Origin of the sequence: Paenibacillus sp. NPDC101420 (genome assembly GCF_050277435.1) — a bacterium.
Classification (GTDB): Bacteria; Bacillota; Bacilli; order Paenibacillales; family Paenibacillaceae; genus Paenibacillus_AQ.
This window is the reverse complement of record NZ_JBNNSE010000001.1, coordinates 1,056,287-1,080,345: the sequence shown is the minus strand read 5'-3', so window position 1 is coordinate 1,080,345 and position 24,059 is coordinate 1,056,287. Positions and strand designations below refer to the sequence as shown.

Genomic DNA, 24,059 nt, shown 5'->3' with positions numbered 1-24,059 from the left:
GGGAACCATGGAGCGTGATAAACTGAAGGAACTGTTGGGCGATCTTCCGTCGGATAAGCCGATTGCCGTAACTGTGATGAACCAAGAGGAGCGGGACGGATATAGTCTGGTATCTCTTTTACTGGATCTTAATGGAATTGAACAGGTGCCGGCTTATGTGGCAATCCCTTTGGATAAGGAAGGGCCGTTTCCACTAGTTATCTTTAATCATTCTCATGGAGGGAATTACGCGAATGGACGTAACGAGTTTGTTCAGAGTAGTTCCTATTTGCAACAGCCCTCTTTTGCTAAAGTCTTAACAGAGATGGGTTACGCTGCTTGCTGTATCGACATGTGGGGATTTAATGAGCGTGGTGGCAGAACTGAGAGTGAGTTAGTGAAGGAAATGCTGTGGCAGGGGCAGGTCATGTGGGGCATGATGCTATATGACAATATTCGTATGCTAGATTACATGTGCCAACGTGAGGATATTGATACGTCACGAATCGCAACAATCGGTATGTCCATGGGTGGTTTGTTGGCATGGTGGCTGGCTGCATTAGACGAACGAGTCGGGGTGATTGTCGATATTTGTGGTCAAGTAGATGCACATACCCTAATTGCGGTAAGAGGACTAGATCACCATGGTTACTATTCTTATGTGCCCGGGTTATTGAAGTATTTCACAACGCTCGATATTCAAAAGCGGATCGTTCCCCGCCCGCGAATGAGCCTGGTAGGCAGAAATGATCGGCTATGTCCCACTGAAGGAGTAGCACTCTTGGATAGAGGGCTGTCCGAAGCTTATCAAACGGCAGGGAAATCAGAACATTGGCAACCTGTCATTTCTAGTGGTGGGCATATGGAGACCTTGGAAATGCGGACTTTATGGCAGCAATTTTTGGCGAAGCATCTCTAAAATCCATAGAAAGGAACTTAGCCACCGATGCTAGTAGTAGGCAAAGAATCCTGTTGCGATTATCACACGATTCAAGAGGCGATAAATTCGCTAGAGCGTGAGCCAATTAGCCAAGCGGATACGCTCTATATTTTGTCAGGTGTCTACCATGAGACAGTTAGAATTTACCGTTCTAATCTTACGATCATTGGACTTGGAACCGTGGAAATAACCATGAATCGTTATGCCAAAGAGCGTGATGAAGCGGGTGAAGAAATCAATACGTTTGCTACACCAACGTTATTTCTGGGAGGTACCGACCTGGTCTTAGAGAACCTGGTGATTACCAACAGTGCTGGGCAGGGAGAACCTATTGGTCAGGCGGTAGCCGTTTATGCACATTGCGACCAAACCGTGTTCAGACATTGTACCTTCAAAGGGTATCAAGACACGTTATTTACAGGACCTTTGCCGCCTGCTCCACGAGAGCGAGGGGCATTCGGAGGCATTCCACTGAGAGATCATCATATCCATTATCGCCAGTTGTATCAGCATTGTTATATAGAAGGAACGGTTGATTTTATTTTTGGCGGTGCAACGGCTTATTTCGATCAATGTGAGATCCGAAGCTTGCGTCATCGCGAGAATCAAGCAGGGTATATAACAGCAGCTTCGACACCCGAGCGACAGTCACATGGTTTTATTTTCAAGAATTGCTTCTTAACAGCCGACCCTGATATTACTTCAGTGTTTCTAGGACGTCCTTGGCGTGAGTACGCTAAGACTGTATTTGTGGGTTGCAAGATGGGTTCGCATATTCATCCTTTGGGCTGGGATAACTGGAATAATGCCGCCAATGAGCTAACCGTAGGTTATCAGGAATATGGCGTGAAGGATGCTGCTAATGTACGAAAGCAACGTGTTCCTTGGGCAGATTGCTTTGAGGATGGGGGAGAAGCGCTGGATAAAAAGTTTGTTTTTGCTGGGTCGGATTTTTGGAAGTAGGTACTGTAATTGACTTGTCTAAAAAAAGAGGCAGCCCTGGACGAGTGAAACAAAGTCCTAGGCTGCCGTTTTTTAATGAATGAGCGCTTTATCATTTATTCTTTTGTTTTCTTTCAATATATCTCCAAAAGTAATAGATCAACCAAAATACCATAGGAACTATTAAAACATAAGGCCTTTGGATTGCTGGAAGAATGTAAAATAAAAATAGCCCAATTATTATCGTTGGTAGCAATAGAATAAAATACTTTTTCCAATGCATTTCTTCCCCACCTTTTGTTTAATACTAAAAAAAATTTTGCTAGCTTTGAGTGTTAATGCCCTTGTATACCAAGATCACTTAATGGATAGTCACTACAATTATTAAAATGATTATGAATGTTTTTTCAAGTTAAGTCGAAGGCTAGTTTGTAGTGAATATCTTATTGATAAAATGAATGGTCCTGATGCCTATAAATTGATTATCTAATAATATTTCGGCAAATAAAGTTGTAGACTGAGTTAATTGTAGTAACATAAATAGAGGATGGTTAGTTCATTATATGAGCTAATCTCCTCTATATTTTGTTAGATTGATGAATAAAGGGATGCAGGCGATTCGCAAAGCTAATAATTTAGAGCGTTCCTAATAAAAGATGAGGTATATGTGATGCCAAAAAACGATAATATGCTGGCAATCCTATGGATGCTGAATTCGGGCGTTAAAATGACCGCAAAAGAAATATCCGAAAAGTTAGAAATAAATATAAGGACAGTCTATCGGTACATTGATGCGCTAGGTGCCAGTGGAGTGCCTATAATATCCGACACTGGTCATAATGGCGGGTATAGCTTGCTGAATAATTTTATCAGAGCACCTCTGCTATTTGATATTGAAGAAAAAAAAGCACTTCTTCATGCTGCTGTTTTTGCAAAAGAAGCCGGATACCCTTTGAGTGAGGCATTAGGTAATGCGACATCCAAATTGAAAATGTATTCGAATCAGGAACAGGAAGGTGTTCTCAGCCGTCATTTAGACGGATTTGAAGTTATAAACCGTAAGGGAGACCCTTCTATTCAGCCAGTATTGGCGGAATTGGAGCAAGCTGTAGCAAACGAATTCTCTGTAGAAATTGATTATCGCACACGCCGTGATGATCAACCCAAGACTAGGGTGATAGATCCCTATGGAATGGTTTACTGGAACAATAAATGGTATATTGTTGCATTTTGCCACCTGAGAAATGAGATTCGCAGCTTTCGGGTAGAACGGATTTTACAAATCAAGCGTACTCAAAACATATTTAAGCGTTCCGAAGCTTTTTTGGCTCGGGAATTTTTTTTGCGAAATCTATTACCTGATTTAGTCGGCAAGGACGGGTTAATTGCTTTAATTATCGAAGGTAGCTCAGAGGCATTGGATGACTTATGCCTGCATTGGTTTTTGGGGCATCATCTGAAAGAGCGTACATCAAATCAAGCAATCTTTTTACTTGAGGAAAAATCAATTCATACCTATGTTCCTAATTTTCTCTTATCCTACGGGAAATCCATTCAAGTAATCGAACCACAGAGTTTGAAGGAAAAACTAGTTGGTGTTGTGTCGGAGTTAATGGAATATTATCAACTTTAATAGCTTCACTGACAGTGGATGTCAGTGAAGTCATTTTATAATGATGATAATCATTGATTACCGATGGTTGGTATCACTTGATGAATTATAAAATAAGGAGAACTTGCAAATGAATAATACGGTATATCTTTATGTGTTTGACACAATGGCAGACTGGGAAATAGGCTACTTAACTGCCGAACTGAACTCGGGAAGATATTATAAAAAGGGGCTGGCCCCATCAAAAATAGTTACCGTGGGAATTGATAAGACTCCAGTAACTACAATGGGTGGATTGAAAATACTGCCTGACATCAAATTGGATGAGTGCAGCATTGAAAGATCAGATCTATTGATTTTACCCGGTGGAGATACATGGACAGAAACCATTCACGACCCCCTCTTAAAAATCGCTGAGAGGTGTTTAAGGGAAGGTATATGGGTTGCAGCGATTTGTGGTGCTACAATGGGACTTGCCCAGACAGGATTGCTGAATTCACGTGGGCATACAAGCAATGATCTGGAATACCTTAAAATGATCTGTCCCACTTATACAGGAGAAAAGTATTACAAAATGGAGTCTGCTGTAACTGATGGAAAACTGATCACAGCATCTGGAATAGCTCCGTTGGAATTTTCTGCACACATCTTGAAAGCTTTGGATGTGTTTTCTCCAAAAACATTAGACGCCTGGTATAGCCTGAATAAGACTAGTGATTCTAAATATTACTATGAGTTGATGAATTCAATACAATGAAGGTATCAGCATTAATATGGACAAAATGCCACATGAGTAACAATATAAATGTTCGTTCAACAGGAATTCTAACGGAGTACGATAGTTAAGCATAAAGGGTTAAGGTACTTAAATCTATCGTTTTTTGAGTGGAACATCTCGTCACTTCCCACTAAAGGAAGTGGGTCATCGTGATAGCTCTTTTTGAAGCGGAGCAACGCTCTTGCTCCGCGACTTATTGAGGCTAACGACAATATCGTCCAGCAGTTTTGGCGTTTGTACTACCGCCGCGATCCGTTCGATGACGTAGCTTTCAGCGTGTCGTATGCGCGACAAGCGTTGCCCCGCACTGAGGGCATCTCATGAGCCCCGTCAGATAGAATGACTTTGCTCCCTTAAATTTTCAAAAAAAAAATTTAAGGAGCAGAGCTATCATAAAATATGTAAATGCAGATATCATCTTTCCGGAAGAGTTGCTAAAAGAAATTCAGAAGTACATTCATGGCCGCATGGTTTATGTCCCGACCCCTGAAAAGTTGCATAAAAAATGGGGATTCACTTGTAAGTCACATCAAGCTTTCTGATGTGGCTTTTTGTGTAGAATTTGATTTTAAATCAAATTCAGTATATTTTCAATCAGCACCTTTTGATACCATAAAAGTAAAGGGGGAGAGGTTATATGGATAAAAAGATTAAACTACTATACACACAAGATATTTTGAGACAGTCCGCGCAATGTTTTGGAATACGTGAAGACTCAATTTTCGAATTAAATGGGTTTCAAAATTTCGTTTATTCCGGGGTAGTTGGAGATCGAGAAGTTATTTTAAGAATTGCCCATGTCACACATCGGAATGAATTATTAACAAGAGCGGAACTAGATTTTATCATGTTCCTGGCCGATCGCGGAATGAAAGTAGCGAAGCCCATTCAGTCTTTATCAGGGGATCTTATTCATATAATTGACGAGTCCTTTGTTGTGACAGCTTTTGAGAAAGCACCCGGCAGAAATGCAGTAATAGCCGAGGAGAGCAATACGTTTTATGAGAATATCGGTCAAATGGTCGGGAAAATACATAAGTTTTCACTTAATTATTCGTCCCAACATTCACGCTATGAATGGAATGATAATGCCCTATTAGCCTCATTTAAGAAATACTGTCCGTTAGAATTACACGATAACTTTGATCGTTTAATTACTGAAGTTAGCGCTCTACCCAAGGAAAAAGATACGTACGGTCTTATTCATGGGGATATCAGCCCTGGCAATTATCTTAATGATGGGGACAAAGCCTTTATTATTGACTATGATGACGCGGAATATAGCTGGTTTGTTTCTGATATTGCTACACCATTATTTTATGAAATCCCTATTCCGTGGGTTGTGTCTGGAGATGTAAGGAAGGAGATTGCAAAGCGTTACTATTGCAACTTCTTAAACGGCTATTGTAAGGAAAATACTGTGAGTCAAGATTGGTTAAACAAAATCCCATTATTTATTAATTTAAGGCAAGCTAGAGTTTTAGCCGCGCTCTATAGAAGCAGAGATTTTAACGCTCCTGATTGGAGCGAATGGGATGAGCAAGCCCGACGCTTCTACTATGAAAATTTGTTAAATAACACTCCCTATATTGATATGGACTTTTTGTGTTAACCGGGTACGATACTTTAACAAAGCCAGAAAAGGAAGGGCCATCCCACAAAGGATGGCCTTTAAACTTGCCGTTACAGACAGTGCGGAACCTTATCACAAGTAGCGGCAAGTTTTATAGGTGAAATAAAATATCCCCTCGAAAAGGGGCTTGGTTCTAGGTCACAAATGTGATGGATGGACTCGAAATTGCTCAAACCGATTTTAAGAAAAGCTTGTTTTCGTTATTTCTGATATTCGTTTCGCAGGATACTCATTAGAATACGATCATACTTCTGCCCGTCTCTTAGTACAGATTCCCGCATCGTGCCTTCAACTTGGAATCCGACTTTTTGATAGGCATGGATTGCACTATTATTGTAACTGATGACATCGAGTCCGATTCGATGTAAGTTCAGTTCATAGAATCCATACCTTAGAATCAAACGCAACGCATCAGTGCCGTAGCCTTTGCCCCGAAAGTTTGGATCGCCAATGCCAATTGCCATTTTTCCACATTGATTGTTCCATTCGATGCTAAACAGAGCAACAAATCCAATAAGTATATCGCTTTCGATAGTTCGCAAATGAAATTCCATACTTTTTGTACTATTGTTGTTCGATTTCTCGAATGATTCAACAGAATCCGGCATGACGAAGTCAGTATCCAAGTTCCTTAGATATTCCGCATCTTCACTCCATAACGCCAAGGTTGTGGCATCTTCAGGGCGGGATGCACATAAACGAACTAATTGCCCAGAGAAAAGTGATTTGTTAATTGACACTGTAATCCCCCATATCTTGCAAACGGGGACGTGTTCATTAATGCCCCCTGTTTACAGTTGAAATTTGAACCGTAGAGAAATCAGGGTGACAATCATTGGCACACACTCCTTTATTATTGTAAGGATATTTTACTAAAACTTACCCTAAAAAAATAGTCCAACAAGCGCAATGTCTAGTAATTCAATTGGATTTTCTTCGTGGCTGGATATCGTAGGGGATAGACTTTTACCAGCTTTTCCTGGCTTCGGTGGACAGATTAAAGATGAAGTATTGCATGCTCGATTTCTACCAAAGATTATAGCGGCAACTGCATTTGGAGAAATTAATGGTGTAGTGACAGAACGCATAGAAAACCTCGCAAAATTATTTAAATTAGCAAAGCTTCCCTACGTTATTAAAAAGGATATGCAGTCGTATCTAATCACACATTCCGTATCAGACATTGCCATGTTGAGCATTTTGCATTCTGAGAATAAGATCATTGACAAAGAAACAGCCAGAACCAGAAAGACGGCACGCAAAATAACAGTCACTTTAGAAGCGTATCTAAGGGCAATACAAAAAGGAGGTGTTTCAATTGACCCACCAATGCTTAAAAAGGTGCTTAAATTTCCAAACTTATTGTTGGATCTTTTCTTTATGACATGGCTACGAACTAAAATGGTTAGGGATATGATGCTGCCGGATTATGCGAATAATGCTAACAATGAGATCGTGCAGCTGAGTAATGATTTTATGAATTTTTTAAGTCAAAATGATATCAAATCTTAAATACATGTTCAGTAATTTTTTTCACGAAACCTTACAAAAGTGTTAGGTAATTGTCATCTAGATCAATGAAATGTCATCTAGATCAATGGCATCAACCTAACAGCTCCTCTATACTAATCCATTGAGAGGATTAATTTTAAGGGGGAGTTGGTCGTGAGGTTTTTTGAAATGCTGCTATTCTTTTCAAGTGCTAGTTTTTTTGGACTCCTGTTCATTTTAAATCAACGTATTCGAAGATCTGCTATGCTCCTGACAAGCGGAGCAGGCTCCATTTTTTTAGTGATACATTTACTTGTCGAAGGATACAGGGTTCAGCTTGTATTTTTATACGGATTTACAATCCTGATGCTTATGCTTTCGCTTATAGACGTTTTTAGAACGCGGAAAGTCGCTCGGACTGCTTCGCGAATTCGTAGGGTGCTGGGCCGCCTTTTTATCGTGTTTGGGCTAATCGCAACGGGGTGCTTCCTATATGTGTTTCCTGTATTCGACTTTCCGGCGCCAACCGGCGAGTTGCAGGTAGGCACGCAAATCTTTCATTTCATAGACCAAAACCGTGAGGAAACATTTAGCAAAACCGCGACAGGCAAGAGAGAATTGATGGTTCAGGTATGGTATCCGGCTCAAGATGGCACTGGCAAGTACGCTCCCTTTATTCCAGATACCCAGATTTTACGTTATATGGCCACGAACTATGGCCTTCCCCAGTTTACTTTACAACACCTAAAGTACGTATCCAGTCATTCTTATTCGGGGGCTGAAGTCTCTTCTGCACAGATTTCATACCCACTGATCCTTGCGAATCCCGGCTTCGGCTCTTCCAGGTTCCTCCACACGGCGCAAGCTGAATATCTCGCGAGTCACGGATATATCGTGGCAGTGATTGACCACACCTATAATACATTTGCAACCGAGTTTCCGGACGGTCGAATCACGACCAGCACAACCAACGATTTATTCTCGCCTGACCATGATTACCAGACGGAAAGAGGTAATCGCGACAAGTTGGGTAAAGTTTTAACCGACGATGTGGCGTTTGTGCTGGACCAATTTGAGCTCATCCAATCGGGGAAGATTCCAAGTCATCTAAAAGGGAGAGTTGATCTCGGTAATGTCGGTGTGTTCGGTCATTCCATCGGTGGAGCGACGGCCTATGACGCTTCTTACGATCCGCGAATCGCGGTTGGAATAGACTTTGATGGAGGGCTTTATCGATTGCGTGACAGAGAGGGTCTGCGTAAGCCGTTTTTGTTCATCCACTCGGAAAGCGAATTTGAAAAATTAAAAATGGTGATGGATAACCGGGTCTACACGGATTCAGAGCTTAACCGTATGGGCTCAACAAGAGAGTGGGAGGATAAAGTAACGGAAGATAAAAAGTTGGAGCTTGAACGGATGCGCCAAACAGTCGACGTAGGGGGACAAGTCCTCTATATCGAAAATACGGAGCATTTGAATTTTACCGACGTACAGTTCATTACTCCGATATTCAAAATACTGGGCATTACCGGAAAGATTGCTCCTGAAAGAGCAAACTCCGTTATCAATGCCTATATGCTGGATTTCTTCGATATGTATCTGAAAAATCAAGGCGGAATCTTAATGAAAGGACCGAATAGTCGCTTTCCGGAGGTAAAGTTCGTAACCTCACTATTATAAATTACGTAACAGGCTACCGATTTTGATAAGCTCCTCTTCAAGTAGACAGGGGTTTAATTAATAACCGTTACTTGAAGGGGAGTTATTATTTTGTCTAAGAAGAATGAATACAAGATCTTTTGGATAATCAATGGATACTCGTAATTGAGCGTATGATTTCATCTTTGAAATGGCTCTTGGCTTCTATTTGAGCTCACTGGCCTTCTAGAATTCATAGATTATATAATATAGGGATTAGCTTCGATTGTTTCCGCTTTGGCAACGGCTTCCTCCAATGTCATGCCAGTAAAATTCTGCGCATGGAGGAATCGTCCGCTCTTCTTGTCATCCACAAAAGCACCTACCGCGATTCCGGGAATAACGTTCTCCACTGCTCCAGGTGCGTTCGGGCCTCCTAGATCGGTTCTGCACCACCCTGGATCCGTAATATTAATCATAACGTTGGTGCCTTCCAGCCTCGATGCCAAATCCTTCGTAAATTTATCAAGGGCTGCTTTGCTTGCTGCATATCCTGCCTGCTCTGGTTCATTCTTAATTCCGCTTGTTGTATTGATGACACGTCCGAAGCCCCGTTCAATCATCTTAGGAATCAATCGGTGGCAAATCGTCGCAATGGAAATGAAATTAATTCGGAAGCTCATATCGAAGTCTTCCACAGGAGTTTGCCAGTAATCTCTTCTGTAAGCGATTTGCACGGCTGCATTGTTGAAAATAATATCAACAGGGATTTCTTTAGCTTCAATGTCATCTAGCATGGCAACTACTTCTTCGTGATTGGCAAGCTCGGCTTGTACGCAATATGCATCAACACCAAGCGCTTGTACCTCTTCCTTCACTTTCTTGGTATGTTCTAAGTTTCGACTATGTAGAATAAGGTTACACCCTTGCTTGGCCATGAAAATCGCTGTCTCATAACCGACGCCTCTGCTTGCCCCCGTAATAAGTGCCCATCGTCCTTGTACGTTTACCATAATAAGCCCTCCTTGTAATCAGTAGTTAATTTGCTAATGCTATCAGAATAAAGATAGATTATATCCTATTTTACACTGTAAATAATAAATTTGATAGCAGATTGTTAGTTATTATAATGTTGTTATTACATAATAAAACTAACAAAATAATTGAACTACTTAATGGAGGGGCATATGAAACAAATTAGAGTCTTTGGACCGCAGAATTTCAGAGTCGCAACGACGGAAGTTCCGTTATTGGCACCCTACGAGGTATTGATCGACCTGCAAGCTTGCGGCATCTGGCTGTCGTGATGACCGGCTGCCTACTAGTCTTACTAAGTTATCGTTTTTTACAGTTAGCTATGCTAACCCTTATTTGGGTCAGTTACTATTTAAGATTAGGTTTTATCTAAACGTGTTATGCCTTCAGACGCTTTACATCCTGTTTAGGCGGAAAACCAAACATGCGGGAATACTCACGGCTAAATTGCGAAGGACTTTCATAGCCTACTCGAAATGCCACATCGGTGGCATCTGCTGACTCGGTTAGTAATAACCGGCGGGCTTCCTGAAGTCTCAGATGTTTTTGGAACTGAATGGGGCTCATTGCAGTTACTTCTTTAAAGTACCGATGAAACGAAGAAACACTCATATTCGCTATTTCGGCAAGCTCCTCAATCTTAAAAGAACTAGCATAGTTATTCATGATATGTTCAATAACATCTTTGATTAGATGAGTTGAGCTTCCTTCCATTACAATATGCTCCAATGCAATCCCATTTTGCCCTTGTAGCACCCGATAAAGAATCTCTTTTGTAAATAATGGAGCTAACACTGGAATGTCTTTAGGCTGATCTAACAATCGAGCTAACCGTAGGACCGCATCCATTAAGGAAGACTCCATCTGGCTAACAAACATAGCTCGCTTAGGATTTTCTTTAGCGTAAATTCGAACTTCAGATTCCTGTAAAACCTCTAAAATTTGACTTGGTGTAAATTCAAGCTTGAACCCTAAGTATGGAACATCGGAAGTGGCTTCAGTGACTTGGGCGGTAACTGGCAGGTGAACGGATGCAATGAGGTAATCGGAGGGGGTGTATCTAAAACGCTCCTGTGCCAGCCATACCTCCTTAGCCCCTTGTACCACCAAACATAAGGAAGGCTTGTAAACTCCATGCTTTGGTATGGACGCATTCGAGTCACGCATGAAAAATAAAGAGGGAATAGCAGTTTGGTGAACACCATCTTTTTCTGTGAAATGGTCAATGATTTTTACGAGTTCATTCTGCTGTTTAGTGATTATTTCAGGCATTTGATCCTCTCATTTCGTTATCTCTTTATAGTCTGATTATAGTCTATATTCATCCCTTACATAAGTGTTAGTGAGAGGATTAGGCAAACATTTGGCAAGAATGGGATAACGGTCACTTTGTCATCAGGTACATAATAAGGATATGCAAACAGAAAGAGGATTTACACATAATCATTGAAAACTTGGAGGGTAATATTATGCAAAAAGTAGTTTTGAACAATAATGTTGAAATGCCTATACTCGGTTTTGGTGTTTATCAGATTCAAGATGCAAATGAATGTGAGCAAAGCGTTTATGACGCTATTATGGCAGGTTATCGCCTGATTGATACTGCCGCCTCTTATCTAAATGAAGAAGCAGTTGGCAGGGCTATTAAACGGAGTGGCGTGGCAAGAGAGGAATTATTTATCACTACAAAGCTTTGGGTTCAAGATACGGGTTATGAGCGCACAAAGAAAGCATTTCAAAAATCACTGAACCGATTACAGCTTGATTATTTGGACTTGTATTTAATTCATCAGCCATTTGGCGATGTGTTTGGCTCATGGCGAGCTATGGAGGAATTATATCGTGAGGGCAAGATCCGTGCGATCGGCGTTAGTAATTTTCACCCGGATCGTTTGATTGATTTAATTCTTCAAAATGAAGTAGTCCCAGCTGTTAATCAGGTTGAAACGCATCCATTCAACCAGCAAATCGAAAATGCGGAATTTATGAAAGAAAATAATGTTCAAATCGAGTCATGGGCGCCTTTTGCTGAAGGGAAAAATAATTTGTTCCAGAATGAGTTACTGGTATCCATAGCTGAAAAGTATAATAAATCCGTGGCTCAGGTGATTTTACGGTGGCTCACACAAAGAGAAATCGTTGTGATTCCGAAGTCAGTTCGTAAAGAAAGAATTATCGAAAACTTCAATATCTTTGATTTTGAATTAAGCCAAGAGGATATGGCATCCATTGCTAAGTTAGATACGAATCAGAGTTTGTTCTTTTCACATCGGGATCCTGAAATGGTGAAATGGATTGGTACTCGTAAACTCGATATCTAACATATTTTCGAATGAACTACTTTGTAATTACTCCAATCTTATGAGATAATAGAGTTTTTCCGTTGATTCTATTTTTCATGGCATAACGTGATATGCCTGATCAAATATTGGAGGTAGGTTTGTTGGCGACACAGTATCCTTTTGAATATGATCGGACCAGACCTTTTATGGAGCAAGTAGGGGAATGGGTCGGCGATGTATTCTATGAAATTCTTCCTGAGGCAGGGTTTGAAGTTCGTGATGAACAGATTTACATGGCGTTTCAGGTGGAGCGAGCTTTTGCTGAGAAGAAGACGATTTTTGCTGAGGCAGGGGTCGGTACGGGTAAGACTTTAGTGTATTTGTTGTATAGCATTTGTTATGCAAGGTATATGGGCAAACCTGCGATTATCGCCTGTGCGGACGAGTCCTTGATTGAGCAGTTGGTGAAGCCAGAGGGTGATATTGCCAAGCTTGCGAAGCATCTGAATATGAATATTGATGCCAGACTAGCGAAATCTCCAGATAAATATATGTGTCTGAAAAAGCTGGACCATGCTCGTAACAATGATGATGGGAGCTTGCCGCTGGAGAGTTTGTATGGTACTTTACCTGATTTTGTACATTCTCATGCACCGATGCAGCAGTTCCATGCCTACGGCGACCGTAGGGATTATTCAGATCTGAATGATGAACAATGGAATAAGATCAACTGGGATACGTTTCAGGATTGTTTTACTTGTGATATGCGTCATCGCTGTGGACAAACGTTGTCCCGTGATCATTACCGGAAATCAAGCGACCTGATCATTTGTTCCCACGATTATTACATGGAGCATGTCTGGACTTATGAAGCGCGTAAACGAGAGGGTCAAATTCCTCTGCTTCCAGAGCATTGTGCAGTTGTTTTTGACGAAGGGCATTTGTTAGAATCTGCTGCCATGAAGGCGTTAGGCTATAAAATGAAGCATGTTGTCTTTGAAGAACTAATCTCTCGTCTGCTACAGAATGAGATTCGTGAAACGCTTGCTGTTCTTATCGATGAAGCGATTATGCAAAGTGAGCAAATGTTTAAACACATTCGTCGTCAATGCCGCACCATTCCTGGATCGGATCGAAAAAGCATTGAGCTAAATGCATCGCTAATCCGTGAGGTGCATCGCATGCGTAGTGTAATTGCCGCTATTGAAGAAGAATTAGTATTCGAAAGTGGACTGTACACGATTGATGAATATCAATTGCGGATTGTGGAAGAACGTTTGGAGACTATAGAGATCGCGTTGAGATTGTTTGAGGATTCAGGTGCATTAATTTGCTGGGCGACAGAAGATAGCGATGGCTTAACGCTGTCGGTCATGCCGCGTAATGTTAAGGAAGTACTTCAAGACAGTTTATTCACGCAAAAAATGCCAATTGTATTCTCTTCGGCTACTTTATCCGTGGATAAATCATTTCAATACTTGAAGGATAGTCTTGGGATACACGACTTCCTGTCTTTTTCTGTAGACTCACCTTATGATTATGAGCACCAGATGAATGTCTATGTACCAGAGCTTCGGAGTGGTGATTTTGCTGAGAAAATGGAAATCTCCCTAAAGCTTATCCAGCAGACAGAAGGAAGAGCCCTGCTACTATTCCGAACTCGAGAAGAACTTCTGCAGTTCAAGCAGCTCAGCTCGCAGAGAGCAGAATCCAGCAAGTATTCTTTCCTCTATGAAGGGGATCAGGAGATCAGCTATCTGATCTCAGCTTTTCAACGGGATGAGCATAGTGTGCTTTGTGCGGTGACGCTGTGGGAAGGATTAGATATACCAGGACCTTCACTATCTAATGTGATCATTTGGTCGCTACCTTATCCTCCGCTCGACCCTGTATTTATGGCAAAACGTGCGGAGACCTCCAATCCTTTTGAAGATGTGGATTTGCCTTACATGCTGCTAAGACTTAAACAAGGAATGGGACGTCTGATCAGAACGGGTACGGACCAAGGAATTGTGACGGTACTTGCGGAAGCTGAAGGACAACATCCCGTTCACGAGTATATTACTTCTGTACTACCGAAGGGAACTAAGCTTCAGAAGCTTGAAGTGTAAATATAATATAGGAACACAATCGCTCTTTTGGTGAGGTGGATGCTCTGGCATGCTGCTTCTCGAAGGAGCTTTTTTTTGCGTGAATTCAAGCATAAGGAATACTAATCTTACGGATAGTATATTGGTATTTAACTTTCGATCCATGGCGTATTATTGTTGATTCATGGGGGAAGGGAAATACATACCTCCGTCATCTAGAGATTCATACAAGGGGTGTACACGACATGGGGGATTCACAGGGATTATACCAATCGAACAATAAGAAACAAGTTGGTTTTGCACTTGGTATTGGGTTAACCTTAATCATTGCATTAGTCGCAAAATATTTAGCAGGCTTTCCATTTCTCTCTATTATGGGCCAATTGGTCATTGCCATCTTAATCGGAATTATTTGGCGGGCAACCGTTGGAGTGCCGGGTACGATCACCCATGGCACTGATTTTTCCAGCAAAAAGCTGCTACGTCTAGGGATTATCCTGCTCGGTATGCGATTAAATTTAATGGATATTGTTGCTGCAGGTCCACGGGTATTTCTACTGGCTGTGATTGTGATCGTATTTACGATCTCTGTTGTATACGGACTTGCCCGACTGTTCAAAGTTGATAAGCGACTCAGTATTTTAACAGCGTGCGGAACAGCGATCTGCGGTGCGGCAGCGGTGGTGGCGATTGCTCCACAAATCAAAGCCAAAGACGACGAAACTGCGATTGGCGCAGCGATAGTTGCAATTTTAGGTACAATATTCACGTTGCTATACACATTTTTGTATCCTTTACTAGGCTTATCGAATCTAGGCTATGGGGTTTTCTCTGGAGCGACCTTACATGAAATTGCTCACGTCATTGCAGCAGCAGATGCAGGTGGGAGTGCAGCAGTAGATATGGCGGTTATCGTCAAATTGACTCGGGTGGCCTTACTCGTTCCTGTCGCTATCTTAATTGGGGTTTGGACCAATCGTGCAGAAAGAAAAGTGCAAGGTGGACAGTCTAAAGCCTCATGGAAAAGCATTCCTATTCCTTGGTTTATTCTAGGCTTCTTACTCGTCAGTGGTGTGAATTCATTAGGGATCGTATCAGCATCAGTGGCAAATGGAATTGTAACGATAGCTTATATGCTAATCGCTATGGCGATGGCTGGACTTGGTTTAAACGTTGACTTGGCGGCATTTAGACGACTGGGGATGAAGTCTTTTGCAGCAGGGCTTATAGGTTCGGTCTTGTTGTCCTTAGTTGGATTTACATTAGTTCACTGGTTTGGTCTGGCGTGATCTTTTGCATACATTAGAATCGTAAGAAATGAACTACTTCATATCTAAAAATGGTCCTTCTGTGTATCATTTCATGTGGCTGGGTATGCATGATATGGATGGAGGGACATCAGTTGAAATATTGCATAGGGGAATTTGCTTCCATTCTCGGTGTGACTGCGGATACGCTGAGGTTATACGAGAAACATGATATTGTTAGACCCACTAAAGATAACAGCAATAATTACAGATATTTTAATGATTTAGATGCAAGAGATTTGCTAATGAGTAGATGGTACAGAAGTATAGGGATTCCATTGCCTGAAGTGGCAAACCTGATGAAGGAGTCTTCCTTAGAACAAGTTATGGGTAGGATGCAAGAAACAGCGTTGAATTTAGAAGAAGAGATCAAGCAGAAGACGATGCTGCTTAATAAGATGAATGAAATTCATAAAGAACTCAGGGGATTAGAGTCCTCTTTATATACGTGTAAACTTAAACAACTGCCAGGTATGTACAGACTAAAGCAAACGGATAAGAATGCATTAATAAAAAATGATATGGTTAAAAGTTTGGTCAACACTTGGATGGATTTGCTTCCTTATGCATTTTATTCTTTTAGAATTGAAGATACAGATAACTTTGTCAGCGAAAACAATAATTTTGATTACAGCTGGGGCCTTACCTTACTAGAAAAAGAAGCACAAAAATTCGAAATGGATAGCGAAGAATATGCAGAGTATATTAGCCCAAGTCATTGTATCTCAGCTACCATATTATGTCCGGATGAAAAATATATTACGAAGAACTCTCTGCAGTTCATGATCGACTATATCGAGGCTAATCATTATGCCATAGCGGGAGATGTGGTCGGGAAATTATTGCTTACTGAGAAAATCGAAGGCCAGAATAGATCTTATTTGGAAGTGAATATCCCAATCCGATAGCTTCTCTTATTAAACATCTGCTCTTTGAGCGGGTGTTTTTTTCTAGTTGGACAAAAAGTAGACATTGACCTTGGTGTTGCACCAATGTTTATACTTCGGTATATAGCCTGTCAGATTGCGTTGTTGATTAATCATTAAGTTTGTGAAAATTATCACGTTATCGGTTTCAGGTTATAAGATTTTAGACACTGGGGGAGAACAGAATGCGTAACAGAAATTTCGTCAAGAAAATGCTCATGTTATCTTTTTGTATGGTGCTGATCGTTTCCATGCTGAGCGGATGTACGGGAAATGGGGAGTCGGCTAATTCGTCGTCATCGTCCTTTAAAGCGGGTACGTTCACTGGGGAAGCGGAAGGTAAAGAGGGAATTATTAAGGTAGAAGTAACTATGGATGAGCCCGATAAAATTAAAGATATTAAGATTGTAAGCCAATCGGAAACAGGGGGCCTAGGCGATAGCGCACTTGAAAAAATGAAAGAACAAATTCTAGAAGGACAAACCTTGGTGGTTGATGCTGTTAGTGGTGCCAGTCTTTCCAGTGAAGCCATGCTTGCCGCTGTAGAGGATGCCGTAACCAAAGGTGGAGGTAATCTAGAAGTCCTCAAAGCTGGAGGTGTCAAAAAAGCCGGTGAAGGGAAAACAGAAAAACTGGAAACCGACGTTGTTGTAGTGGGCGCTGGAGCATCCGGTGTATCTGCGGCGGTTACAGCAGCTGATAAAGGTGCGAAGGTTATTATTATAGAAAAAACTGGTGTCATCGGGGGAGCAAGTAATCTGTCTTGGGCAGGTAAGTTCTACAACTCCTCTGCTGCTACTAGTAATAATCTAAAAGTAAATGTGGAAAAAGAAATTGCGGATTGGATTGTCAACAATCACTGGAGAGTGGATGCAGCAGCGATTAGACAATATGTTACTAAATCCGGTGAAACTTACGATTGGTTAGCCGAAAAAGGATATAAAACTAGCTTCCTGAACTTCTTCGGTGAACAACTACATGTGCTGCCGGCTTATGAAACCCGTGAAGAAACCCTTCGGAAAATGTTGTCCGAATCGGTTGAACAACATGGCGGACAAGTGATCACAGAAACGACTGCCAAGAAGTTGATTACGAATGAAACTGGAGAAGTTACGGGAGTAGTTGCTGAGAAAGCAGACGGTACAACGCTAGAAATCTCAGCGAAGAGTGTCATAATGGCAACGGGTGGTTATGCTGCAAATAAAGAGATGGTTAAAGAGGCTTTTGGTTTCGAAGGGGTTAACGGTGGATTAGGACAAAACGTAGGGGAAGGTCTCGAAATGGCATGGGAAGCTGGAGCCAAGGTACCGGACAACTTCGGTGGACAAATGCTTCACCAAACATTAGCTAGAGCAACCCAAGGTCTAAAAGCACAATATGAGCCTTTTGAAGCAAGTTATCCACTAATGATGACTTATCTTCCGAATTTCATGAATGTAGGTACTTCTGGCGCAAGATTCAGAGATGAAGCAGCGACTCTAACTTCGGTTGCAGCAGCGAATACAAGTGCATTTAATGGACCCTATCATATGGTTATTGTCTCGAAATCCCAATTGGATGCACTTCAGACCAAAGGAATGAACGGTGTTCATGCACCAAGTCTTCCAGGAATGCCACCGGAATTCTATGCTGAATTTGCGGATCAATTTACACTTGAGAACCCTTGGGCAAATGTCGGGAAAGTATTTGATTCGATGGTGGAGAACGGAGATGGCTTCAAAGGAAATACGATTGAAGAATTAGCTACGAATGCAGGAATGGATGTTGACGTGTTTGTAGAAAATTACAATAGTTATAAAGAAGCGACAAAAACTGGTGTTGACTCTGAATTTGGTAAAGCTGCTGAGTATTTAGAACCTATGGGTGAAGAAGGTCCATATTATGCAATCATAGCTGAGATCAATAACTTGGGTTCTGTTGGGGGCTTGCTAGTAAATACAAAGTTCCAAGTTCTGAATGATAAACGGACGCCAGTGAAAGGATTGTTTGCTGTGGGTCTTGAATCTGAAGGCGTGTTGTTTAACGATACTTATGTTGGAAACGGCGTTGGTATTGGGTACTCCTTTACCTCAGGTCGTCTTGGCGGGGAGAGCGCGGCAAACAGTGCTTTGACAGCTAATTAACGACAATTTCCCGGAAAATAATTGAAGATTTTTAAAGACGCAGGGTGGAGAGCCCTGCGTCTTTTTTTGCTGGAGCTTAGAGCCATTCCTCTTTTAACAAAGATTTGAGATGCTCTACGTTAGCTGCCCCAAGCTTGCTAGCGATTCTTTGCTCTAATTCGATTTTGGTGATCATCATTCTTTGATTGCATTCGATACCCTTCTGGGTAAGGATGATGTTTTTGTCACGTTGATTTCCTTTGACCTCCACGGCTTCTACATAGTTGCGGGATAACAATCCTTGAATACTTTTATGCGTACCCTGTCTTGAAATATGAATAATTCTACTGATTTCCGAGATTGTGAGCATTTGATGTGTTTCAAGAACTGCCAGGATATGGGATTCAGTCTTATTAATTTGATCCGGGTCTTGGTCAGTCACTATTTTACGTAGGGCTAGATGTTTCTCACTAAGTAAATCAATAAGATTCATTTCTTGCAGATGGTTATCCATGTGAACACTCCTAAATCATCGCTCATTAATCCAAGTATAAGTCATTTGTATTCATTGTCAACTTGGTTGACTTAGTTCGAATGGCTGTGATATTGTAATCCAGGTTGACAATACTGAAAGATAAAAGGAGCTTGAAGATGGGAAGAAACAAAAAAGAAGCATTATTATTTACATTCATCATGTGTGCTTTGATGGTGCTGGGTATGAGCATTTACAATGTAGCGCTGATGGAGGGCTGGTCAGGTACGTTAGTTAAAGATGTGATCATCGGCTACGTACCTGCGTTTGTAGTTGCATTTATTCTGGATGTCTTTGTTGTAGGGAAAGTTGCGAAAGGGATCGCACATAAGCTGGTAAAAGAGAATGATCCGATGATCAAAAAAATCATGTTCATCTCCTTTTTTATGGTGACCGGAATGGTGCTGTTTATGTCCTTCTATGGCGCAGTTCTTCATGTAGGGTTCACCTCAGCACTACCGATGGCTTATCTGTCTGCGATAGGTAAGAATTTTATTGTTGCACTTCCACTGCAAATTCTATTAGTCGGGCCTCTTACACGATTTATATTTGTGAAAATCACTCCTGCTACTGCATAGAGAATGTTTACATCACCATTACGCAAATCTGCAGGTTAGGTAATACTATTACTCTATATTGATAGAAACTATCAATAGGAGTGAAAATCTACTTGAAACCCACAGGTAAAGCTATTGTTTCTCTTATGCTTACAGCTGAGATGTTGTTAGGTTCCGCTTGGATGGCAGGTCCAGCAGTGGCTGCATCCGTTCAATCAGGTACGCCTTATACGGCAGATGGTCAATACAATGTGAAGATTCCTCATATTATTGTTAATCAAGTTTATGGTGGGGGTAACACTGCCGATGCATCAGGTGGATTTTTCTCGAAAGGTTACATTGAATTATATAACCCAACCGATTCCGATGTGAGTTTAGTAGGTTGGTCTATACAATATTCGGATCCTAAGCTCGCTGGGCAATGGAGCAAGTTAGATTTGAACGGAACCATTAAAGCGCATTCTTCTTATCTCATCACCGATGATGCCAACAACAAGGATCACAAAAACGATATCAGTGCCAAAGGCGATCAGTCCTGGCCGGGGATGTATTTTAATAACAAAGGCATGAAGGTTGTTCTACTAAGCAGTACAGACTTGCTGCAGGTTGTGAATCCATTTCAAACAATGTCAAGTAGTTACGTGGACATGATCGGTGTAGCAGCAAATGATGATAATGCTAAGATAGATGGATACGAGACGGACTATCCTACGGGGAAAGCGGAAGGTACTTCTAAACAAAAGTCCGTTCGACGCGTTGATTTCGTAGATTCAGACAACAATAAAGCAGATTTCAAACAGATTAGCTTTGATGCCTTAGATGCTTCAGCTTTGGCCTTGGCAAAGCCGCATAACAGCGCAGATGGACAATGGGGAATAAATGTAGGCGATCTTGGCATCGCAACTCAGAATCTTTCAGAAGCAAAGCTCGGATCGCCTTATTCGGTAACATTGTCCGTTTATGGGGGAGTACAGCCTTATTCTTTTGAAGCTACGGGTTTACCGGACGGACTATCACTGGATGCAGCATCTGGGAATATTAGTGGAACTCCGACGAAAGTAGGGGCGGCCACCGTAAGTATCGCAGTGTATGACAGTTCGACACCCAGGAAGAAGACAGAAGCTATAGTACCACTGAATGTGGCGGAAGCCGCAGCGCCTTTGACTCCAGATCTACTTAGTGTAACTAAGATCGGCGGATACGCTGTAGGCGTGACCAATAAAGATGGCGGCGTGGCGGAGATCGTGAAGTTTAACCGTGATAACGGCAAGTTCTACCTCGTTAATGGTTCATCTCACCCTGCAACAGTCGATATTGTGAATCTCAAGGACCCTTCCAATCCGCAAAAAGAATATAGTATTAACGTAGAACAGCTATCCGAAGTGGATGGATTTACATACGGAGACCTGACGAGTGTAGATATCAACACCGCTACTAAACGGATCGCTGTAGCCATTCAAGAAGAAGATGCTATGAAGAACGGTAAGGTTCTTGTACTCGATTATGATGGTGAATTGTTGGCTTCTTATGAAGCTGGAGTACAACCGGACATGGTGAAGTATACCGATGATGGCCGTTACATTTTGACAGCGGACGAAGCTGAACCACGCATGACTGTCGGTGATCCTGAAGGTAGTGTAACGATCATTGATACGCTCAAGGACACTTCGATTCAGGTGAAGTTCGATAACCCTGATGTAATTGACGATCTTGTCCATATTCGTGGAGTAGCTGATCCGGTATCTAAACAGATTACGGGCAAAGGCGAAAAAAAGGATGCGATACGTGATCTGGAGCCGGAGTTTGTGGTGCTTTCTGATGACCAGACCATTGCTTATGTAGCGCTTCAAGAGAATAATGCTATTGCTGCCATCGATATTGCCTCCAAGCAGGTTCTATGGGTTAAAGGATTAGGTTTCAAGGATTTAAGCCTTCCTAACAATGCTCTGGACCTGGTAAAAGATAATAAAGTGAATTTAGAAAATGTTCCATTCTTCGGTACGTATATGCCTGATGGTATAGATCAGTACACGGTCGGAGGTAAAAGTTATCTGTTCACGGCCAACGAAGGTGACGCAACGGAATGGGATAGTAAAGTGAACGTGAGCTCAGTCAAAAAAATGAAGGGCTCATTAGATCCGGAATCAGATGCGGCTAAGTTTCTGAATAAAAATAAAGATAAATATGATAGTGTAGAAGTTATGTCTGACATGGGCAATGATGGAATTTACTTGTACGGTGGCCGTTCATTTTCCGTTTGGGAAGCAGATTCGATGGAACAGGTCTACGATAGTGGCAGCGACTTTGAAAAGATTACCGGAGAACGCCTGCCAGAATATTTCAATGCAAGCAACAGTAACACGACCATGGATAACCGTAGTACCAAAAAAGGACCTGAGCCTGAGTATGTCAAGGTAGGCAAGGTTGGACAAAAAGCGCTGGCCTTTATTGGTCTTGAGCGAATCGGTGGTCTGATGACTTATGATGTGACGAATCCAGAGGAACCGAATTTTGTGAACTATATTAATACACGTCAATTCACACCTGCGAACACCATTGAAACGGACACTGGTCCAGAAGGTATCGAATTTATTTCGGCAACATCAAGCCCGACTGGATTGCCATTAGTACTCGTAGCGAATGAAGTTGGTGGTACGGTGGCCATTTATCAATTGAATGTCTCGAAGGTAACACTGAATCGGACTTCTTTGTCATTGAAGGTTGGCGAAGCTTCAGCAACGCTTGAGGCTAGCGTAGTTCCTGCTGAGGGTGGATCGAATGTGGTAACTTGGAGTTCTTCGAATCCAAGTGTTGCTTCCGTTGATAACAACGGAAAGGTCACTCCCTTGGCAAAGGGGACAGCGGTTATCTCCGCCTATAGCGCAGATGGTTATGGCGTAGCTGAATCTACTGTGACCGTATCTGCAGCAGATCCGGTGATTTCAAATCCGGGACCTGGTACAACGGTAACGACTAAAGATCCAGTTAAACAGGCGACAACACCAGCTGTAACCACAGAAGGTAATAAGATTGTCGTAGAGGTTAAGGCTTCAGCGGATGCAGAAGGTAAGTTAGTTGCCTCCGTTACTTTGGATATGGTTACAGAGGGACTTAAGTCTCTGGCGAATGATGCTAATGGTCAGTTGATATTCCGCTCTAAGGTTAATGCAGCTTCAGGTGAAGTTCTACTTAACTTCCCATCGAGTGCTTTTGCGGCACTTACAGGTAGTACTGCAAAGTCAGTTGTAGTTGAAGCAGGAGCTAGTACGATAACATTGGATCGTAATGCACTCTTGGCTGTGCACACAGCAGCAAAGGGTGAGGACATTAAGCTGTCCATCGGCAGTGTGGACACGGATGGGAAAGGCAAAGCTCAGGCTGTGGTTGGCAGTCGTCCAGTAATAAACCTGGCGATTTCCGCTGGCAGTCAGCGTCTATCTAATCTAGGTACTGGTTTTGCGACAATAACAGTGCCGTATACACTAGGAGCAAATGAAGATGCTAATGCAGTCGTAGCTTATGATTTGACGAATGCGGGGCAAGCGGTTGTACTAGCAGGCAGTAGCTATAACGCAGCAAAGGGACAACTGAATTTCCAAACTTCACAATTCTCCACGTATGCAGTAGGGTACAACAAAGTGAGCTTCTCTGATATTGGCAGCAGCTTTGCTAAAGATTCTATTACGTATTTGGCAGCTCGTGATGTAATTACCGGCATTGGTGAAGGTAAGTTCGGAGCTAAGAGTCAACTAACCAGAGCAGATGTTACCTTGCTCCTAGCTCGATTGGCTGGTGTTAATCTGGGCGCAGAAGGAGCAGGAAACTTCACAGATGTTAAGGCTGACGATTATTATGCGGCAGCGGTAGCGTGGGCTAATCGCAAGGGAATTGTTACCGGCGTGAGTGATGGACAGTTCAATCCTCGGGTTAATGTAACTCGTGAGCAGCTATCTGTCATGATCGTGCGATTAGCGAAAGCTATGAACTGGACATTGCCTGTAAGTGGCGACAGTTCAGCTTTTGCGGATCAGAAGTCGATAAGCTCTTATGCTCTTGAAGCAGCCGCAGCTGCTCAGCAGGCAGGGATTATTTCAGGCAAGCCTGTTGCAGAAAGTACGGGGCTTAACTTTGCTCCAAAAGATACAGCGACTCGTGAAGAAATAGCTCAAATGTTAGCGAAGCTGTTAAAGCTGAGTCAATCTTAAGCGATCATCA

General features: G+C 42.0%; 18 protein-coding genes. 14 read left to right on the top strand and 4 right to left on the bottom strand.

Annotation, left to right across the window (positions count from 1 at the left end; genetic code table 11):
• The first annotated feature begins 7 nt into the window (after positions 1 to 7).
• The 5 genes from ACQKMP_RS05005 to ACQKMP_RS04985 all read left to right on the top strand — a co-directional run bounded on the left by ACQKMP_RS05005 (position 8) and on the right by ACQKMP_RS04985 (position 5,863).
• The gene (locus ACQKMP_RS05005) at positions 8 to 898 is read left to right on the top strand and encodes a dienelactone hydrolase family protein (RefSeq protein WP_340968558.1); all 891 of its coding nucleotides are present in this window, start codon (positions 8 to 10) and stop codon (positions 896 to 898) included.
• A 27-nt stretch (positions 899 to 925) separates the two neighbouring features.
• Positions 926 to 1,882, top strand: a complete 957-nt coding sequence (locus tag ACQKMP_RS05000; protein ID WP_427468925.1) for a pectinesterase family protein — start codon at positions 926 to 928, stop codon at positions 1,880 to 1,882.
• 649 nt (positions 1,883 to 2,531) lie between these two features.
• Entirely contained in the window at positions 2,532 to 3,494 is a 963-nt protein-coding gene (locus ACQKMP_RS04995; protein WP_427468924.1) for a helix-turn-helix transcriptional regulator, read from the top strand.
• 109 nt (positions 3,495 to 3,603) lie between these two features.
• Positions 3,604 to 4,230 carry a type 1 glutamine amidotransferase family protein gene (locus ACQKMP_RS04990; RefSeq protein WP_283911136.1) on the top strand — a complete coding sequence of 209 codons (627 nt, stop codon included), beginning with the start codon at positions 3,604 to 3,606 and terminating at the stop codon, positions 4,228 to 4,230.
• 658 nt (positions 4,231 to 4,888) lie between these two features.
• Positions 4,889 to 5,863 carry a phosphotransferase enzyme family protein gene (locus ACQKMP_RS04985; RefSeq protein WP_427468923.1) on the top strand — a complete coding sequence of 325 codons (975 nt, stop codon included), beginning with the start codon at positions 4,889 to 4,891 and terminating at the stop codon, positions 5,861 to 5,863.
• 221 nt (positions 5,864 to 6,084) lie between these two features.
• Here the strand turns inward: ACQKMP_RS04985 and ACQKMP_RS04980 are convergent, their stop codons facing one another.
• On the bottom strand, positions 6,085 to 6,618 hold the full coding sequence (locus ACQKMP_RS04980; protein WP_379423512.1) for a GNAT family N-acetyltransferase: 534 nt from the start codon (positions 6,616 to 6,618) through the stop codon (positions 6,085 to 6,087).
• A 175-nt stretch (positions 6,619 to 6,793) separates the two neighbouring features.
• Here ACQKMP_RS04980 and ACQKMP_RS04975 point away from each other — a divergent pair, with 175 nt between their 5' ends.
• Together ACQKMP_RS04975 and ACQKMP_RS04970 are read left to right on the top strand one after the other, a co-directional pair.
• On the top strand, positions 6,794 to 7,396 hold the full coding sequence (locus tag ACQKMP_RS04975) for a hypothetical protein (RefSeq protein WP_427468922.1): 603 nt from the start codon (positions 6,794 to 6,796) through the stop codon (positions 7,394 to 7,396).
• A 153-nt stretch (positions 7,397 to 7,549) separates the two neighbouring features.
• Positions 7,550 to 9,055, top strand: coding sequence for an alpha/beta hydrolase family protein (locus ACQKMP_RS04970; protein WP_379422287.1), 1,506 nt, complete (start codon positions 7,550 to 7,552; stop codon positions 9,053 to 9,055).
• 218 nt (positions 9,056 to 9,273) lie between these two features.
• Here ACQKMP_RS04970 and ACQKMP_RS04965 read toward each other — a convergent pair whose 3' ends face one another.
• Together ACQKMP_RS04965 and ACQKMP_RS04960 are read right to left on the bottom strand one after the other, a co-directional pair.
• Complete coding sequence (locus ACQKMP_RS04965; RefSeq protein ID WP_339246715.1) at positions 9,274 to 10,026, bottom strand: SDR family NAD(P)-dependent oxidoreductase; 753 nt, start codon at positions 10,024 to 10,026, stop codon at positions 9,274 to 9,276.
• Between the two features lie 400 nt (positions 10,027 to 10,426).
• Positions 10,427 to 11,320, bottom strand: a complete 894-nt coding sequence (locus ACQKMP_RS04960) for an AraC family transcriptional regulator (protein ID WP_379422284.1) — start codon at positions 11,318 to 11,320, stop codon at positions 10,427 to 10,429.
• Between the two features lie 197 nt (positions 11,321 to 11,517).
• On the opposite strand from ACQKMP_RS04960, the gene ACQKMP_RS04955 reads away from it, so the two are divergent.
• The 5 genes from ACQKMP_RS04955 to ACQKMP_RS04935 all read left to right on the top strand — a co-directional run bounded on the left by ACQKMP_RS04955 (position 11,518) and on the right by ACQKMP_RS04935 (position 18,776).
• Positions 11,518 to 12,369 (top strand): aldo/keto reductase, encoded by an 852-nt coding sequence (locus ACQKMP_RS04955; RefSeq protein ID WP_379422282.1) that lies wholly within the window; start codon positions 11,518 to 11,520, stop codon positions 12,367 to 12,369.
• A gap of 92 nt (positions 12,370 to 12,461) precedes the next feature.
• A complete protein-coding gene (locus tag ACQKMP_RS04950) occupies positions 12,462 to 14,441 on the top strand; it encodes an ATP-dependent DNA helicase (protein WP_339246721.1) in 1,980 nt (659 codons plus the stop codon).
• Positions 14,442 to 14,665: 224 nt separating this feature from the next.
• Positions 14,666 to 15,709, top strand: a complete 1,044-nt coding sequence (locus ACQKMP_RS04945; protein ID WP_042186676.1) for a YeiH family protein — start codon at positions 14,666 to 14,668, stop codon at positions 15,707 to 15,709.
• A gap of 113 nt (positions 15,710 to 15,822) precedes the next feature.
• Complete coding sequence (locus ACQKMP_RS04940; RefSeq protein ID WP_379422276.1) at positions 15,823 to 16,635, top strand: MerR family transcriptional regulator; 813 nt, start codon at positions 15,823 to 15,825, stop codon at positions 16,633 to 16,635.
• A gap of 203 nt (positions 16,636 to 16,838) precedes the next feature.
• Positions 16,839 to 18,776, top strand: coding sequence for an FAD-binding protein (locus tag ACQKMP_RS04935; RefSeq protein WP_339246727.1), 1,938 nt, complete (start codon positions 16,839 to 16,841; stop codon positions 18,774 to 18,776).
• A 76-nt stretch (positions 18,777 to 18,852) separates the two neighbouring features.
• Here the strand turns inward: ACQKMP_RS04935 and ACQKMP_RS04930 are convergent, their stop codons facing one another.
• Positions 18,853 to 19,269, bottom strand: a complete 417-nt coding sequence (locus ACQKMP_RS04930; RefSeq protein WP_339246729.1) for a MarR family transcriptional regulator — start codon at positions 19,267 to 19,269, stop codon at positions 18,853 to 18,855.
• A gap of 137 nt (positions 19,270 to 19,406) precedes the next feature.
• Here ACQKMP_RS04930 and ACQKMP_RS04925 point away from each other — a divergent pair, with 137 nt between their 5' ends.
• A complete protein-coding gene (locus tag ACQKMP_RS04925) occupies positions 19,407 to 19,865 on the top strand; it encodes a DUF2798 domain-containing protein (protein WP_042186683.1) in 459 nt (152 codons plus the stop codon).
• Positions 19,866 to 19,957: 92 nt separating this feature from the next.
• Positions 19,958 to 24,049, top strand: a complete 4,092-nt coding sequence (locus tag ACQKMP_RS04920; RefSeq protein WP_427468921.1) for a choice-of-anchor I family protein — start codon at positions 19,958 to 19,960, stop codon at positions 24,047 to 24,049.
• Positions 24,050 to 24,059: the final 10 nt, after the last annotated feature.